Raw genomic sequence first — 14,672 nt, 5'->3', positions numbered from 1 at the left:
CGTCCAGCGCGAGCAGCAGGGCGCTGCCAGCCGCAGTTAGCGCGGCGGCGGCCCACACGGGCCACGGCAGCGCGCGATCGCCGCCGGCCTGTCGCGTGCGCGAGTGCGCGCGGGCGCGGCCGCCCCCGGCTGGAGCCGCTTCGGCTTGTGCCGGGGGCGTGCGGCCCTGCTCCTCGCTCAGCAGCCGCTGCCACTCCTCCAGCAGCAGCCGCAGCTTCGCCAGCTCCACCTCCGCATCGCGCAGGGCGTCGCGCAGCTCTTCCGCCGTCATCGTACGGCGGATAGCCCCATCTTCCGCTTCAAGCGCCGCCAGCTGCTCCTTATACTCCCTGCTTTCCCGCTGCGCTTTGTCCAGCTCTCCATCGAGAATCAGCAGCCCGTCCGTCAGCTGCTCCACTTCTTCCGTTAACGCCTCATATCTGCGCACCGCATCCTCCGGAAAACCGGAAAGCTCCGGAAGCCGATCAAGCAAACGCTCCACCTGCAGCAATCGAAGCCACGGCTCCCAAGCTGTCACTAATGCGTGCAATCTGGAAGACTCGCTGTTCCCGCCGGACAGCCGCTCCTCCAGCTCCCGTTTGCTCCGTTCCAGGCGCAGAAGCTCTTCCTGCAGCCGCTGATATACGGCAATCTCATCCTCTCCGCGCAGCAGCTCCGACTCCATAGCGGAAAGCTGCGCTAACGTCATATTTAACGGCTGATTTTTGCCGCGCGGCTTATACACCTGCTCCATACCAGACGTAAGCTTCCGATCCGCGCGCAAAATCAACCCGCGCCCTCCATGCAGCCCCGCCCCATACAAATACGCGTTCAGCTCGTCGGACTGCAGTGACCGCAGCTCCTGCAGCTCGGTTAGCCCGAATGCATAAATGCTGCGGAACAGCTCCCCCGAGATGCCGCCAAGCCATTCGCCAATCAGCTCTTCTCCCCCGAAGGAACCATCTTCTGCATACACTCTTGCCACCCCGCTGCGCGGAGCCCTGCCCTTGACCGCTGCATCGTAGCGTTCAATGCGCAGCCGCTCCCCGCTTGCCCGCTTCAGCGTCACGACGCCTCCATGACGCCCTCCGCCGCGTGGCGCATAACGCTCCGGCATGCCCGCCCTGCCGGCAAAGCCGAACAGCATCGCCCGAAGAAACGCAAGCATCGTGCTTTTGCCCGCTTCGTTCGGGCCGTAAAACAGCGTCAGCGGCTGATCCAGCGTATACACCTGGTCAGAAAAGGAGCCAAAGCCCTTCAAATCCAGCTTTTCGATCCGCATGCTCACAGCGCCCCCTCCCCTTCGCCGGCCGGCTCCAATTGTTCCATCAGCAGCAGCTCCGCTTCCCGTAAGAGCGCTCTTTGCTCCTCCGGCTTCAGTGTCTGAAGCCATCGAGCTAACCGCGGCTGGTGCTGCATCGGCGCAATCGTCTGCTCCCACAATTCCACTAAAGCGGCTTCGTCCTCCGCAAGACGGTCGGTCAAGCGAAGCGCCTCGCCAAGAAAACCGGGCTGCTCCCGCAGCAGCTCGTAATCAAGCTCGGGCAGCGTCTGATCCTCCAGCTGCTCCAGCCATAGGAAAGGCTCGCCCCGCCGTGCTTTCTCCGCCTCAGCGCTCCGGTAACCGCCAGCCAGCTCCTCTCGAAGGCTTGCGATTCGAATCGCTTCATGCAGCGGCCCCCTGCCCGTAAGCTGAATCCGCACCATCGCATCGCGACCCTCAGCTTCATCGCGGATAGTCGTAAGCTCCTGCTCAATAAGCTCGGCCAATTCGGTCTCCCGGCTCAGCCCTTCGATCGAAACTGCGCGTCGGAACCACCGTACGGCGTCCAGCGCGGCAAATTCCAGCTTCGCGATCTTTCCATCGGTTACAGTAACCGTATAGCAGCCGCGCGCTCCGGTCTCACGAACGCTTCTGCCCTGCAAATTTCCCGGATAAACCACGTAAGGCTCCTGCGCGAGGACCGCTCTTGTATGTACGTGCCCAAGTGCCCAATAACCGATGCCCCGTCCGGCCAAATCCTCTCTGCGGCACGGCGCATAGTTGTCGTGATCAGGTGTGCCGTCAACATTGGCGTGCAGCAGTCCGATCTGCAGCGGCATCTCACCGGGCCCCGCGGCCGGAATGTCAGCGGCGGGAAAGCGCAGCGCCAAATTGTCCGTCACGGCCTGCTGTCCGAAGGAAATGCCGTGAACAACAGCGATAAGCCGTCCCTGTCCGTCTCTCACCGGCACCGCCTGTACTTGCTCCGATCCAAACACATGAACGCCCGAAGGCCAATCGAGCCGAATTTGTCTGCCCTGCAGCGGATCGTGATTGCCATGCACGACAAAAATGCCGACCCCTTGCTCGGCAAGCCCGCACGCCGTTTCATAAAACCGCAGCTGCGCCCGCAAAGAACGGTCGGCCATATCATAAACATCGCCCGCGACGACTACAAACGCGGCCTGCTCCCGCAGCGCATGCTCGCGCAATGAATCTAACGCGCGGAAGGAAGCGTCCAGCAACCGCTCCCGAACGGCGGCCGGAATATCCGACAGCCCGCGGAAGGGGCTGTCCAAATGCAAATCCGCCGCATGAATAAAGCGAAACGTCCCCATTTTCCCCATCCCTTTAACCATTTCGTTCTCCTATTTTACCAGTGAAAAAGGACAAATACAAACACTTGTTCCTCATTCGTATGACTTACCCTAACGAAAAAAGGCGAATTCCATAAGGGAACCGCCGCTCACTTTATCATTATTTGATTTGATTTCTAATGGGAGCAAGTGCTCACTTCGTTTTCCCCAGGTGTTATCTAACAGGATCGAACCCTATAACTAAACAGAAATATAGCAAAAATCAGTTCGCATAAAACGGTTAGCGCATCTAAGATAAAGTAGACGGGATCTATTATGGTTATGATATTTATGATTCAGAATTCAAGCATTTTCTTGTTTGAATCCTTTGATGATGAGCCACACCGCCATAACCATTTCTTGTAAAGCAAGCGGCAGCAATACAACGGTAACTACGGTTCCAAACAAGGCAAATACACCTGTAACCAAGTAAATTATGCTTGCAAAAAATCCCCAACCCGATAGCCATCTTGGTATTAGCTTCGATTGGTATAACAGATAATAAAGCATCAAAGCCCCCAAGCTAAATATAATCATTGTAATAGAATGAATCTGTTCCCCTGATTGCAATAACAAATGACTTAGGCCCTGAAAGCTTGCCATGTCGGAAGAAACGGTATTAGCATATTCCTTACTCAACACCACCAGCAGCAGCCAAATCGCGGTAACCATATAAGTAACCGTCTCAAGAGCCCCACGGAAAACAACATACCCAAGAGCCAAAGCCTCGTTAACCTTTTTTACAATGGGATAGAGGATAACCGGAACCATTGCAAGTGAAATAGCCATGATCAATATAAAGAGAGTCCCTAGCTTGACTTGATCAACATTTGCTGGAACCTTCATAAGTACATTCGTACTCCCCATCACCGCCCCGGTAAATACAACACTTACTATTCCTGCGGCTGTCCCAATGATATACAAAAGTCCCACCAATCTCGCGATCGATTTATTGTTATTCATAATCAAAAACATCCCCGATCTTAACGCCAAACACTTTGGCAATATTGAATGCAAGCTCCAACGAGGGAGAATATTTTCCCGCTTCAATAGCATTGATGGTCTGTCTTGAGACTCCTACTTTTTCAGCTAGCTGCTGCTGAGTCATTTCATTGGCAAAGAACCGCAATCTTCGAATGTTGTTTGTAATGTGTAGTTTCTTAGCCACCTTATACTCCCCTTCGGTAATAGTAAAGCTGAATTACACTCCCAAACAAAGAGCCTGCAAAGAATGATACAAACATGATGTTTAGCATGACTGCACTTGAATCGCTTAGCGTCTGCGACACAAGCGCTGTAACAAATCCAATACCTACAACGATGAAGCCAACCCTTCCGGATTTGAGTTCAATAAGCTTATCCATTTCATCGGTAACCATTTCTGATTCAATGGTCTTCATGATTGTTTTATCATCACACCGGCCATTCCTTGTTTTTTCCTTCACTGCAACCGACACAGAAAGTAGAATGTGAAAAATGATTTGAATGACAATGACTGCAACTATTCCTAGACCGATAAACATGAGCATAGTATTAGCCCAAAATTTCAAATCGCCTATGGCAACCGCACCCGACTGAAGCTTCCCGTATGAGTAGATACTATACGCTCCCAAAATGAAAATCGCTGTAATCAGTGAAGCAATACTTCTCTTTTCTTGGTACGACATATCCAACACTCCCCATACATGTACTTTATTATATCCAAAAGGTAAACTAAGATTTCCATTTTGTCAAAAATTTTTTACACCAAGGACATGCTACAGTCAATATACGATATTATTCATCATTGCGCTCCTAATGTATATTTTCTTGATTGCAGCTATCCCGATTTGTCTATAGGAAACTGCCACCAATACTATTGTCCTATGTTTTACCAAACAAGCCTGCGGAATCTACTAATTTTTCTCTATGAAAATTGTGCCTATTGAAGTATGTTATGGAGCTACCCCCACAAACTATAATAAGGCTACGAAGCACGACGGACATGCTAACCAGCTAGTCTAGCAGCCGTCAAAACTGCATATCCTCATCATCTCGATAATAGCAAACCTGTTGAAAAACCGGGACGCAAAGCTAGAGGGGCTAACGAACAAATACGTTCTATGCCAGCCAGCTGCCGAAAGATCGTGCGCACTTTAAGGCACCTCCTTCGGAAATCGAGGAGGTGCCTTTTTATTTCACACTGGAGGTGTTGCCCGCTCAAGCGAAAGTTCATTGCCAGATCCCCCGTCCCACTGACATAACTACGAAAACTAACACATACAAAACGGAGGAATAACAACATGAAAAAACTTACTTTTATCTTTCTGGCATTCGCGATCGTTTTTGCAGGAGCAATGGGTTCCCCGAAAGCCGTTTCAGCTAACGGGGCCGAAACAAAAGGCCTTGTCGTCAGCGGAGTCAGCTTCCGTGACGAGCCTTCTACATCCAGCAATATCATGCGTTATCTGAAGAAGGGCGAGGTTGTCACACTTCTCGCCGCTGTAAACCAATACTGGTATCAAGTGAAAGATTCCAACGGTAAAGTTGGTTACTCGTCCAGCAATGAAAAGTATATTAAAGTCATTTCCAATACACTTATTATCGCAAACGTAAACTTCCGTCCGGCACCGACGACGGATTCCACGGCGTACCGACTTCTCAGAGCGGGCGATGAAATGCTTGTTCTTGAAAAAGTCAATGACAACTGGTACCGTGCACAGGATCTTAATGGTATGGAAGGGTATTTCAGCAGCGGCTCGAAGTACAGCGTTTCCGACTTCTCTGTAACCTCAGTAATGATGCCGCTTGCCGACCGCATTGAAGCTGTCATTTCCGCTGCCTCCAAATATATGGGCACACCATACGAATTCGGCTCCAAGCGTCTGGACACCGCTACTTTTGACTGCTCCGATCTGATGCAGCAAGCGTTCTGGGATGCACTGAAGGTCATGATTCCGAGCGACTCCCGTGAGCAAGGTGATTACGTGAAGAGCCAAGGCAGCACGGTAGCCAGCCTTGCCGATATGAAGCGCGGTGATCTCGTATTCTTCATGTCTTATAAGGGCAACGACGCTTCCGACTACGCTGGTATTAATAAATCGACAGAAACCATCACACATGTAGGCATCTACCTTGGAAACGGCTCCCTGCTTCATACGTACTCCCCTGAATCCGGCGGTGTACGCATTGACTCCATCGCAGGAACTTCGTGGGAATACCGCATTCTATTCGGCGGACCTGCAATGAAATAATTCTTAAATTAGGAAAGAAGCGTGACCCCTCAATCGGCGGTCACGCTTTTCTTATTCCGGGAGAGCTACCTCACGATACAGCTCTTTTAGCTGAAACAGCACTCGGCTTAAGGAATATTTCTGCTTCGCATTGTCCCAAGCCGCGCGGGACAGCTGATAGCGGAAGTCCGGATCGACCAGCACCTTCTCAATTCCATTAGCCAATGCGTCGGCATCGTCCACCGGAACCAGCACACCGTTGACTCCGTCCTCGATCTGCTCAGCGATTCCTCCGACATTTGTACCAATCAAAGCAAGCCAGCAAAGCGCAGCTTCGGCAAACACCGAACCGAATGCCTCAGCCCTTGAGGGCAGCACAAATACATCAAAAAACGGCATAAACTCTTCCGGATGAAGCATGTACCCGTAAAATATCGTATCTTCATAAAGACCTAAGTCCGTGGCCATGCCTTCAAGCTCCTTGCGAATCGGCCCGTCTCCAATAATATGAAGCACAAAGGGATGGCCCCGCTTCTTTAGCTCCGCACACGCCTGCAGCAAAATATCGATGCCCTTTGCAGGCACCAGACGGCAAACCGTGATCAGCTGCGGTACGGCATTCTCATGGGCGATCGGACGAAATCGCCTTTCGTCAAAACCGTTAGGGATGACAACAATTCGTTCCGGCTCTTTCAAATAAGCCGACAAATATCCTCTAAACGTTTCGGAAGCCGTCATGATCCGATCAAGCTTCGCTTCCATTTCCCCATATAAGGAGGTCAGGAACCGTTCCTCCGGTCCGCCTTCCTTAATTTTTCGGTTAAGCAAAAGCTCCCGCTCATAGCTGGAGTGGATCGTCATCACAACCGGAATTTCCGGGAACAGCTGCTTCATCACCAGTGCGGCGATCGGATGATGGGCATGAATCACATCCGGGGTACTTTTCATACGCAGCTTCGTCCACCAAATATAATCCTTCATGGTCTGGATATATTTGTCCACCACTGGACATCCCCCATAGGGTGTCCAGTCAAACGTTTCAAACCGAATTTCCTCCGAGCCTTTTTGCCGAACCCGCTTCGGCAAGTAAAACAGCTCCATTTCCCAGCCTATTTTCTGAAAACCCTCTTGGATATAAGGCACCATGGAGGAAACGCCTCCGGGCTGCTCCGGAGGGAAAAATAACGCTTGCAGGACGCTCAATTTCCGTTTCACGGCATCCACCTCCCAGTCCATGCTTCTTTCTATTGTAGCTTTCGATTGCAAAAAAAGAAATGCGACCCGAGAAACCTATACAATTTGCCGCTTTTGACCGATAATTATTATACAAATCGCCGGAGAAGGGAAAAATCACCATGACATTCGCTCATTTTGTGACCGGCCCGATGGGACGCTTCTTTACAGACAGCTGCATTATCATTATGCTGCTTCTGATTGGAACGATGTCGGTCCGTTTAATGATGAGTCGGGGAAAGCTTGCTTATCGTACGCTGACACTGTCGCTCGCCTTGATGATTATCAGTTATCTTATCTCCATATTCTTTATCGTCTCGGGGAGCGGTGGAAATAAGGACATTTTTGAAGCGATGCAAATGATTGCATTTCTTTTTGCAAATATGGGCATTTACCAGCTGTATAATCCGACGCGCAAGCTTCAGCGCTTTCTTTTCACCTTCGCGCTGCTGGTATCCATCGCCATGATCGTGCTTCATTTTTATTGGAAAGGCGCTTCCCCGTCGGCGGACAACCAAGCACTGATGATGATTGATATGCTGTTCGAAATTTATATGTTCGTTCTTCTGTTCGGATGCTTTCTCTTCGTCTCTCCGAACATCGGACAGTCCCATAAATATCAAATTGGTTTAACCGCTTTTTTCGTAGCTCATGGCGCTTTTATGCTGAACAAATATATTACTGACGGAAAATCTCTCTTTTTTGCAACCGTAGAACTGTTTCTGCCCTTTATTTATTTCTTTATGCTTTTTCTGCTTGTCTTTGACCGCGTTGTTGAGCTGATGCAGGCTGTATATAAATCCTCTATTACGGACGGATTAACGGGAATTTATAACCGGACCTTCTTTATTCGTCAGGTGACCCGGTACGTTCAAGCCAACCGTAAGGTAGCCGTGATCTTCTGCGATATCGATAACTTCAAAAAGCTCAATGATACCCAAGGGCACCAAAAAGGGGATGAGGCTCTGAAGCATGTCGCCAACATCGTCAATGAGGAAAGCGAGGAGATCGGTATTGCCGGACGATACGGCGGCGAGGAGATCGTGATGCTGATTACCGAGCCCGGCGTGAAGCCGGAAGATGCAGCGGAACGGGTTCGAAGCAGAATAGAAGCAGAGGCCGGCGTAACCGTGAGCGTCGGGTTCAGCAAGTACCGCAAAGGTATCACCTCCGAGCAATTGTTGAAGGAAGCCGACGAAGCAATGTATGTTTCCAAGACGACCGGCAAAAATAAAGTGACCCGCTACGCGCCGAAAATGATGACGATGGGCCTTTAGGAACGATATCCACTATAACGAAAAAAACCGCCTTTTCTCAATTTCAGAACGGCTTCCAAAATGGAATGCTTTCTGGATGAGAAGGCGGTTTTCTTATGAAATTAAATAATTACGCTGCTGATGGCCAGCGCAATGCCTACATATACAAACGCAAGCAAAGTACCTACAGCCGTGTTTCCCTCTTTTAGTTGACGCGACAATGAAATCCCCGGTGTGAGCCAATCGAAAATCCAGTACGTTGCGATCAAGCACACATAACCGATTAAAAACCATAGTCCCATATGCCAAATCGATGAGTTCGTGTAAGCTGCAACTCCGAGAACGATCGCCGTTGCGAGGAACTTTCCGCCCATCGCCAAACCGACCGCCTGATTGCCCTTTTTGAGCTCATCCAGATCATTATATGGCGTCATAATGCTGAAAATCCACATTCCAAGAAATTGCAAAAACACGATAACGACTAAAGAGATTACAATATTAAAAACGATCATTCCGCCCACCCCCTGAATTTAGCCATGGCCAAGTCATAATCCGCATAATCATGCACTTCCTCCAGCGTGACCTTTACCTGCTTTTTGTCTTTCATTGCAGTGTATCGGTCTTCTGCAATCGGCTGCTTGATATGGTGGCCCGTCGGGAGCTTAATTACGGCGAAATGCCGGAATTTCCCTTCGAATTCCGTCTTATAAACACCAACCAAATCAACCTCGGTTTGGAGACTCAGCTTCAAATTCTCCAAATCGCTTTTGGCCTCTGCTTCCGATTTGTACGACTTGATCGGCCGCCATGAGGACATCGTCACGTCGTTGCGCCCATTCGGATCCGTCAGCATTTCCGCGGTCATATGCTGGAGCACCCAAACGTTATCGCCGGTAGCATAATTTTGGTCATTCGGCAGCAATTCATTGTTCGGCAGAATCACCATGTCAGCGCCAATAAGATCGCCAACCTTCGCCTGCTCAATTTTATAATCCCATGGCACAGAGGTTCGAGTTTCCGAAACACTGGTTTGCACAGAACCGCTGGACGTCGTCCAGGAGCTCGATTGGTGCTGCCAATCCAAAACCTCCGGCTCGTCGTTGAACGCATTGCCGATCATAAATAAAATAATGACGATGCCGAGACCAACGAACAAAAATCCGGTCATTCGGTTATTTTGCTTCAACTATTTCACTCCTATCGCTGCAAAATGGCTCGAGTTGCCCGTTATTAAGCCGCCTGCTCTACCCAGCAGACCGCATGGCACTCCATTGATGACAAACATCCCTGTAAGCAGATGCAGCTGCCTTCCTTCGGCGAACGACAGCTTCGGCAGCTCCGCACGCTGCTGATAAACACAATCGAACATCTCACTCGTATCGTAGCCTTCTTCATCTTCCACATCGAGCTGACCATCTTTATCATACATCCTCACCGACCCGCCCTCGCGGCCGAACATCGATTTGGATACATAATTTGCTTCCAAAACAGGCATATTGTAGGTTGGCAGCATGTATTGGCTGATCGTCCGATGCTCCTCCTCCGAAAAAATGGGGGCACGGAGCTCATGAAGGCCCCAGATCACCGCCTGCAGTCCTTTGGACTGCAGCAATATGGCATGCACCGGGTTATAAAGCTGCAGGCGCGCGGTTTCCACCGCATACGCTAACGCTTCCCCGCCCTCATCGACAGCCATCCATTCCTTCGGATAAAGCGCATAAAGACTGCCAATGGAATCCCCTTCGCGGCTCTTAAGAATCCCTTCGTCTACCCAAAGATCAAGGCAATCCAGCATTCGCACGGGAAGGCCGCTGTGCTTCGCCAGCATATCAATCGTCCCGCTGTCCTCCAGATGCTGGCCGTAAGCAACGCAGGCCATCGCTTCCGGCTTCCAGGACTGCCAAGCCTGCTGAACGAGGCCGGGCATGCTGCCGTTCACGGATTCCGCCCCTAAACGTTCACACATCCATGGCGTTACAACCGAAGCCTCAACATAACCTGTAGGCGTATCGGCATTCAACTCGAACAGCTTGATCGCGCCATCCTGCGATATAGAAAAATCAAATCTGGCATAACGGCTAATTTGACCCGCAGGCGGTAACGGAAGCAAATCAAGTGAAGCCCATAACACCTCCGGGATGGCCAACTCCTTATAAAACTCCGGACTGCCGTGTACAAACCGGACCGTTTTATCAAAAATCGTCCAAAGCTTCTCGGAAGCAGCCTGAAGTTCCTGATAAACATCCTTTCGCATTACGACGAGCTGATCGATCCAATAAGGATCGCCCTCCATATCCGCCCAAGTAAATCCGAGACGACCGAGCTCTTCCACCAGCCTGCTGCGCTGCGGATCGGGCCGGCCGATCACTTCAAATACCGTCATGAGCTAAAGCTGCTGCCCGACGAGCTGCCGGATGAGCTGAAGCTGCTCGACTTTCCGCCAATCCCTCCGGGCGACGACGATGTCGATTTGCTGCTGGATACGGAGCTGGAGCTTGGTGAAGCAGGCGCAGTCCCCTTGGTCGTATAGGTTCCCGATTTGGAAGACGTCGTCGGGACGGATGAGCCGGCCACCGGACGGTTTTGGAATGTGCCGCTTGAATAGGTTTTTGGCTGATACGGTTTATTCGTGCGTACATCGTATACCGGGCGTGACTTGCTCCAGCTTGTAGTGGAATAAGGGCGTCCGTTCCCGAGCAGCATATGATATAACAGCAGATCGTCCCAACCGAAGCCGCCGTAATGGTGAACGACAGTTGTCGACCCACCGGATCCTGTGGAGCCGCCGGATCCACTTCCGCCTTGAGCTTGCTCTTGATTTTCTTCCTGAGCCGGGAGCGGAATGTTCCAATCGACTACCGGATCAAAATACCTTTTAACCTCTTCCGACGACCATTCTACGAGCTTCGGCCCGCCGTCCGCTTGAGCCGATGTCCCGTTTGCAACGGCAGGCATTAAAAACAATTGGCCGGCAAGCAGCACTCCTAGGGACGTGGAAAGCACACGAAGAGGTTTCGGCGTAGCACCTTCTGACATGTTCATCCTCCGTTCACTCTCTGTTTTTCACGATGTTTATTCTGCAACTACCTTCAAAACCAGCAGCTCGAGGAACTGCTTTTCAATATTGAGCCGGCCTTCCAGCATTTCATATTCCTGACCGCCGACTACGACGAAATTAGCATGCTGGGTCGCATTAATCATAGCTTGACTCCAGCGGCGTTCGTCGATGGTCACCAATTGACCGTCCTCTTTACGCTCCACTACAATAACATTCAAGTCCATCTCGTTCTCGCCTCCTTTGTTCTCTATAAACGTATCAACAGCCAGTTTCGTTTCAGCTTGAGGCGAAAAGAAGTTCTCACACGGTAATCTTACCAGAGTCTGAACGCTGCCGTAATGGGAATGAGAGGCATAAGCAATAGCTTTCCAGAAGTGAGAAATCCCACTCAAAGCCTGGATTTTTTGGTAAAGCACGTTATGTGACGATCCTATGTGCCCGAGTTAAGCCGGTTTCGCAGCCAAAGCCCCGTATGCCGGGGGCGAATGCGGTCAGCCCGTTGAATGCTCTCTTGGAGCAGGTCATCATGGACTCCAAGCTCTGAAGGGGCGGTTCCGGCTCCAGCGGTGCGCAGCCATACGATAAGCTCAGCCGGATCGGGCACATCCCGCAGGGCTGCGGCAATCTCTTTCCAGCGGCTTTGATATCGCTCGCGGAATTGCTCAGGCAGGCGTTCTGCATCCTTCGGGCCAAGCTCAGCAGCAAGCTGCTGATACAATTTGGCGATCACTACCGTCGCAGCCCCAACCTTCGCCCCATGCAAAATTTGCGGCTTCTGCTCACGCAGGAATGCCATCTCCCAATAATGAGAGAGATGATGCTCTCCCCCGGAAGCTGGCCTCGAATGATCGAGAGAAAGCATCACAAGGCCTGAAATAATGAGAGCTTCCAGCAAAATCTTGATGCCATCGCTCGAGTGGCTGCGGATCAATTCAATGTTAGCATGGCAGCGCTCCAGCGAAGCGCGCGTTATCGATTCCGCCAAAGAGCAGTAGGGCTCATCTGCCAGTAAATGTGATACGCGCCAATCCGCAAGCGAAGTGCATTTGCCCAGCATATCTCCAAAGCCTGCGGCAGCCAGCTCGCGCGGCGCTTGCACAAGCACGGTAAGATCGGCGAACAATGCAACCGGCGGAACCGTCTGCACCGTTGTTTTGGTACCGCGCAAAATAACGGGCGCCCCCGCAGAAGTAAACCCGTCCACCGAAGCTGCTGTAGGAATGGAGACGAACGGCAAGCTCAGCTTAAATGCGGCAAACCGGGTCACATCGTGAATGGTGCCCGATCCGACTGCCAGCAGCACATCGGTGCCGGGCGCTGCGGCAAGCATGGCCTGAACGATAGAGGCTTCGTCCGCTACGACATCCAAAGCCGCGTTTTTTTCCAGTATACAAACTGAACTGCTGTTCCCAGCTTCCTGCAGAAATGCGGCAAGCCGTTCTCCGGCAGCGCCGAATGTTGGTTCATCCGTTATGATCACTGGACGCACAAAGCCTTTTTCGCCAAGATAAGGGGCTACCTTTGCCAGTGCCCCCTCTTCGACAATAATCTGATCGAATTGAATGGGGTGATGTCCCCCGCACGTACAGGACTGAAGCTTCTCAACCACTTCATTAAAAACCGTCTGATTCATACTTTCCCCTCCTGCCTGCAATTACATCGTAAGTTCGGATTCCTTCAAGTCTTACTTCTACGAAATCGACACCCGTTCAAAATGCTCCACAACCGGGAACGGATCGTAAAAATGGTGAAGCAGCCGCTTCCACTCCTGGTATTCCTCCGATCGCCGGAAGCCGATCGTATGATCCTCCAACGTTTCCCAATGTACGTGGAGCACATATTTGTTGTCCTGTTCTAAACAGCGATGAAGACTATGGGATATATATCCCTTCATGGATGAAATAATGTTTGACGCCTCGCGAAATGCCTGCTCAAACTCCTCTGTCCGATCCGGGCGCACTTCAAGCATTGCAATTTCTAAAATCATAGTTTCAGCTCCTTCTCGATTTGCGTCATGTGGTGCTTGTGCTCAATTCGTTCCATATTCCGATGCGGCATTTATGAATTGCATTACCTGCGCACCAACGGTTTCTCCATCGAATACAATTCATCCTCAATCGAAGCCATCCGCTCCATCAAAAGCTGCCGGGCATCGGCAATCGCTTTGTTGTACACGTGCGGCCCGATCTCTTGAAGCATAAAATCAAGCAGCTGCTCCGCAGCAAGCTGCCCGATCGGCTCAGACCGCTCTTGTTCAAAATACGCCTGCACCTTCTCCACAAGCAGCTCTTTTTGTTCCTTCGGCATTTTCAGCACCAACAAGGAGAATCACCTCTCTTTCGCAATAAGCTTATAGCTGCACGGATAAGCCTCGTTGTACAATATCGAGAAATGGATCAGCGGAGTTAATGCTTTTTGCAAACAAAAATGAGCTCCGGCCCGTGATCCGTTGGACGCCCGTCATAATATCCATAGGATTCCGTGACGGAGAAGCCGCCCCGCTGCAGCAAATCGCGAAGCTGATCCTCGTAGTAGTACTTCATCGCCAGCGGCTCCACCTGCTTCTCTGTTCGCCCATCGCTTTCCGTAACATAATAATTCAGCTGCGGGTAATTAATCTGCCGCTCCACATCAATGGTCTTGCGGACGCTTGTCCGGCGTACCGTTCTGCCGTTCGGCAGCTCGAGCGTCCAATCCTCCGTCTCCGGCTGCACCCAGGATTCATCCAAGATGCCGTAGGGCTTGTATACATCGAGTATAAGCTGTCCATCATCGGTTAAGTGCTTTCGGATACAGGCCAGGCAGGCGAGCTGCTGATCTTCTTCCGTAAGCAGCTGAAAAGCCCGAAACGGAATAATAATTTGCGCAAACTCGCGTCCAAGCTCAAAAGAAGCCATGTTAGCCTCCACGGTGTTAACCCGTTCCTGAACCTCCTGGCGCTCATACTGCAGCTTCCGGCTCAGCTCCGCAAGCATTTCTCCGGATAAATCGATCCCGGTTACCGGAAAGCCCGCTCTCGCCAGAGGAAGCGTTACTCTGCCCGTCCCGCAAGCGATTTCCAAGATCTCACCGTTCGCATGAGCAGCTCGCTCCAAATAAAACGGGATATCGTCCTTAACGACAGGGCGCGGATCCAGGTCGTAAAGATAGGCGGTATAACGATATTGATTATGGACTTCGTTATTCTCGTACAACCGAATCCCCCCTGATAAAAAAAAGCCGCAGGATTAGGCGGCTTTGATGTTTGTATGTAAACGATGCAGCCACTTCATAAAGCTGTGGTGCGCCTTGCTTACGTATTATGGGAATTTTTAC

At 51.1% G+C, this 14,672-nt stretch carries 17 protein-coding genes and 1 riboswitch; of the genes, 2 read left to right on the top strand and 15 right to left on the bottom strand.

Annotation, left to right across the window (positions count from 1 at the left end; all coding sequences use genetic code 11):
• From GQS10_RS12355 to GQS10_RS12335, 5 genes are all read right to left on the bottom strand, one after another.
• Positions 1–1,261, bottom strand: a 1,261-nt coding sequence (locus GQS10_RS12355) for an AAA family ATPase (RefSeq protein ID WP_243735133.1), incomplete at its 3' end; no start/stop codon positions are given.
• Between the two features lie 2 nt (positions 1,262–1,263).
• Positions 1,264–2,601, bottom strand: coding sequence for a metallophosphoesterase family protein (locus tag GQS10_RS12350; protein ID WP_166242524.1), 1,338 nt, complete (start codon positions 2,599–2,601; stop codon positions 1,264–1,266).
• Between the two features lie 300 nt (positions 2,602–2,901).
• Positions 2,902–3,561 (bottom strand): DUF4386 domain-containing protein, encoded by a 660-nt coding sequence (locus GQS10_RS12345; protein WP_166242522.1) that lies wholly within the window; start codon positions 3,559–3,561, stop codon positions 2,902–2,904.
• Positions 3,554–3,766, bottom strand: coding sequence for a helix-turn-helix domain-containing protein (locus GQS10_RS12340; protein ID WP_166242520.1), 213 nt, complete (start codon positions 3,764–3,766; stop codon positions 3,554–3,556). The genes GQS10_RS12345 and GQS10_RS12340 overlap by 8 nt, the downstream gene beginning before the upstream one ends.
• 1 nt (position 3,767) lies before the next feature.
• The gene (locus tag GQS10_RS12335) at positions 3,768–4,265 is read right to left on the bottom strand and encodes a hypothetical protein (protein ID WP_166242518.1); all 498 of its coding nucleotides are present in this window, start codon (positions 4,263–4,265) and stop codon (positions 3,768–3,770) included.
• A 365-nt stretch (positions 4,266–4,630) separates the two neighbouring features.
• Positions 4,631–4,719, top strand: a riboswitch (cyclic di-GMP riboswitch).
• Positions 4,720–4,880: 161 nt separating this feature from the next.
• On the opposite strand from GQS10_RS12335, the gene GQS10_RS12330 reads away from it, so the two are divergent.
• Positions 4,881–5,831: a C40 family peptidase gene (locus tag GQS10_RS12330; protein WP_166242516.1), complete on the top strand. Its 951-nt coding sequence runs from the start codon at positions 4,881–4,883 to the stop codon at positions 5,829–5,831.
• A gap of 51 nt (positions 5,832–5,882) precedes the next feature.
• Here GQS10_RS12330 and GQS10_RS12325 read toward each other — a convergent pair whose 3' ends face one another.
• Positions 5,883–7,013, bottom strand: a complete 1,131-nt coding sequence (locus tag GQS10_RS12325; protein ID WP_166242552.1) for a glycosyltransferase family 4 protein — start codon at positions 7,011–7,013, stop codon at positions 5,883–5,885.
• A gap of 152 nt (positions 7,014–7,165) precedes the next feature.
• On the opposite strand from GQS10_RS12325, the gene GQS10_RS12320 reads away from it, so the two are divergent.
• Positions 7,166–8,320 (top strand): GGDEF domain-containing protein, encoded by a 1,155-nt coding sequence (locus tag GQS10_RS12320; protein ID WP_166242515.1) that lies wholly within the window; start codon positions 7,166–7,168, stop codon positions 8,318–8,320.
• A 101-nt stretch (positions 8,321–8,421) separates the two neighbouring features.
• Here GQS10_RS12320 and GQS10_RS12315 read toward each other — a convergent pair whose 3' ends face one another.
• The 9 genes from GQS10_RS12315 to GQS10_RS12275 all read right to left on the bottom strand — a co-directional run bounded on the left by GQS10_RS12315 (position 8,422) and on the right by GQS10_RS12275 (position 14,551).
• Entirely contained in the window at positions 8,422–8,811 is a 390-nt protein-coding gene (locus GQS10_RS12315; RefSeq protein ID WP_166242513.1) for a DUF350 domain-containing protein, read from the bottom strand.
• Positions 8,808–9,485 carry a hypothetical protein gene (locus GQS10_RS12310; protein ID WP_243735126.1) on the bottom strand — a complete coding sequence of 226 codons (678 nt, stop codon included), beginning with the start codon at positions 9,483–9,485 and terminating at the stop codon, positions 8,808–8,810. The genes GQS10_RS12315 and GQS10_RS12310 overlap by 4 nt, the downstream gene beginning before the upstream one ends.
• Entirely contained in the window at positions 9,486–10,682 is a 1,197-nt protein-coding gene (locus GQS10_RS12305) for a glutathionylspermidine synthase family protein (protein ID WP_166242511.1), read from the bottom strand. It abuts the gene before it with no gap.
• The gene (locus tag GQS10_RS12300; protein ID WP_243735125.1) at positions 10,679–11,335 is read right to left on the bottom strand and encodes a hypothetical protein; all 657 of its coding nucleotides are present in this window, start codon (positions 11,333–11,335) and stop codon (positions 10,679–10,681) included. The genes GQS10_RS12305 and GQS10_RS12300 overlap by 4 nt, the downstream gene beginning before the upstream one ends.
• A gap of 36 nt (positions 11,336–11,371) precedes the next feature.
• On the bottom strand, positions 11,372–11,581 hold the full coding sequence (locus GQS10_RS12295) for a hypothetical protein (protein ID WP_166242507.1): 210 nt from the start codon (positions 11,579–11,581) through the stop codon (positions 11,372–11,374).
• A 206-nt stretch (positions 11,582–11,787) separates the two neighbouring features.
• Positions 11,788–12,990 (bottom strand): sn-glycerol-1-phosphate dehydrogenase, encoded by a 1,203-nt coding sequence (locus GQS10_RS12290; protein ID WP_166242505.1) that lies wholly within the window; start codon positions 12,988–12,990, stop codon positions 11,788–11,790.
• Positions 12,991–13,047: 57 nt separating this feature from the next.
• Complete coding sequence (locus GQS10_RS12285; protein ID WP_166242503.1) at positions 13,048–13,344, bottom strand: antibiotic biosynthesis monooxygenase family protein; 297 nt, start codon at positions 13,342–13,344, stop codon at positions 13,048–13,050.
• Between the two features lie 83 nt (positions 13,345–13,427).
• Positions 13,428–13,673, bottom strand: coding sequence for a DUF2164 domain-containing protein (locus tag GQS10_RS12280; RefSeq protein WP_341805060.1), 246 nt, complete (start codon positions 13,671–13,673; stop codon positions 13,428–13,430).
• Positions 13,674–13,762: 89 nt separating this feature from the next.
• Positions 13,763–14,551, bottom strand: a complete 789-nt coding sequence (locus tag GQS10_RS12275) for a class I SAM-dependent methyltransferase (protein ID WP_166242499.1) — start codon at positions 14,549–14,551, stop codon at positions 13,763–13,765.
• Between the last annotated feature and the right edge of the window lie 121 nt (positions 14,552–14,672).

This window comes from Paenibacillus turpanensis (assembly GCF_011421635.1).
In the GTDB taxonomy this organism is placed as follows: Bacteria; Bacillota; Bacilli; order Paenibacillales; family YIM-B00363; genus Paenibacillus_AK; species Paenibacillus_AK turpanensis.
The sequence above is the reverse complement of the archived record's forward strand: the minus strand, read 5'-3'. Positions and strand labels throughout refer to the sequence as shown.

Coding starts and splice junctions, on each gene's coding strand:
- GQS10_RS12350 (WP_166242524.1), bottom strand. CDS start 2,601: ATGGTTAAAGGGATGGGGAAAATGGGGACGTTTCGCTTTATTCATGCG.
- GQS10_RS12345 (WP_166242522.1), bottom strand. CDS start 3,561: ATGAATAACAATAAATCGATCGCGAGATTGGTGGGACTTTTGTATATC.
- GQS10_RS12335 (WP_166242518.1), bottom strand. CDS start 4,265: ATGTCGTACCAAGAAAAGAGAAGTATTGCTTCACTGATTACAGCGATT.
- GQS10_RS12330 (WP_166242516.1), top strand. CDS start 4,881: ATGAAAAAACTTACTTTTATCTTTCTGGCATTCGCGATCGTTTTTGCA.
- GQS10_RS12320 (WP_166242515.1), top strand. CDS start 7,166: ATGACATTCGCTCATTTTGTGACCGGCCCGATGGGACGCTTCTTTACA.
- GQS10_RS12315 (WP_166242513.1), bottom strand. CDS start 8,811: ATGATCGTTTTTAATATTGTAATCTCTTTAGTCGTTATCGTGTTTTTG.
- GQS10_RS12305 (WP_166242511.1), bottom strand. CDS start 10,682: ATGACGGTATTTGAAGTGATCGGCCGGCCCGATCCGCAGCGCAGCAGG.
- GQS10_RS12300 (WP_243735125.1), bottom strand. CDS start 11,335: ATGTCAGAAGGTGCTACGCCGAAACCTCTTCGTGTGCTTTCCACGTCC.
- GQS10_RS12295 (WP_166242507.1), bottom strand. CDS start 11,581: ATGGACTTGAATGTTATTGTAGTGGAGCGTAAAGAGGACGGTCAATTG.
- GQS10_RS12290 (WP_166242505.1), bottom strand. CDS start 12,990: ATGAATCAGACGGTTTTTAATGAAGTGGTTGAGAAGCTTCAGTCCTGT.
- GQS10_RS12285 (WP_166242503.1), bottom strand. CDS start 13,344: ATGATTTTAGAAATTGCAATGCTTGAAGTGCGCCCGGATCGGACAGAG.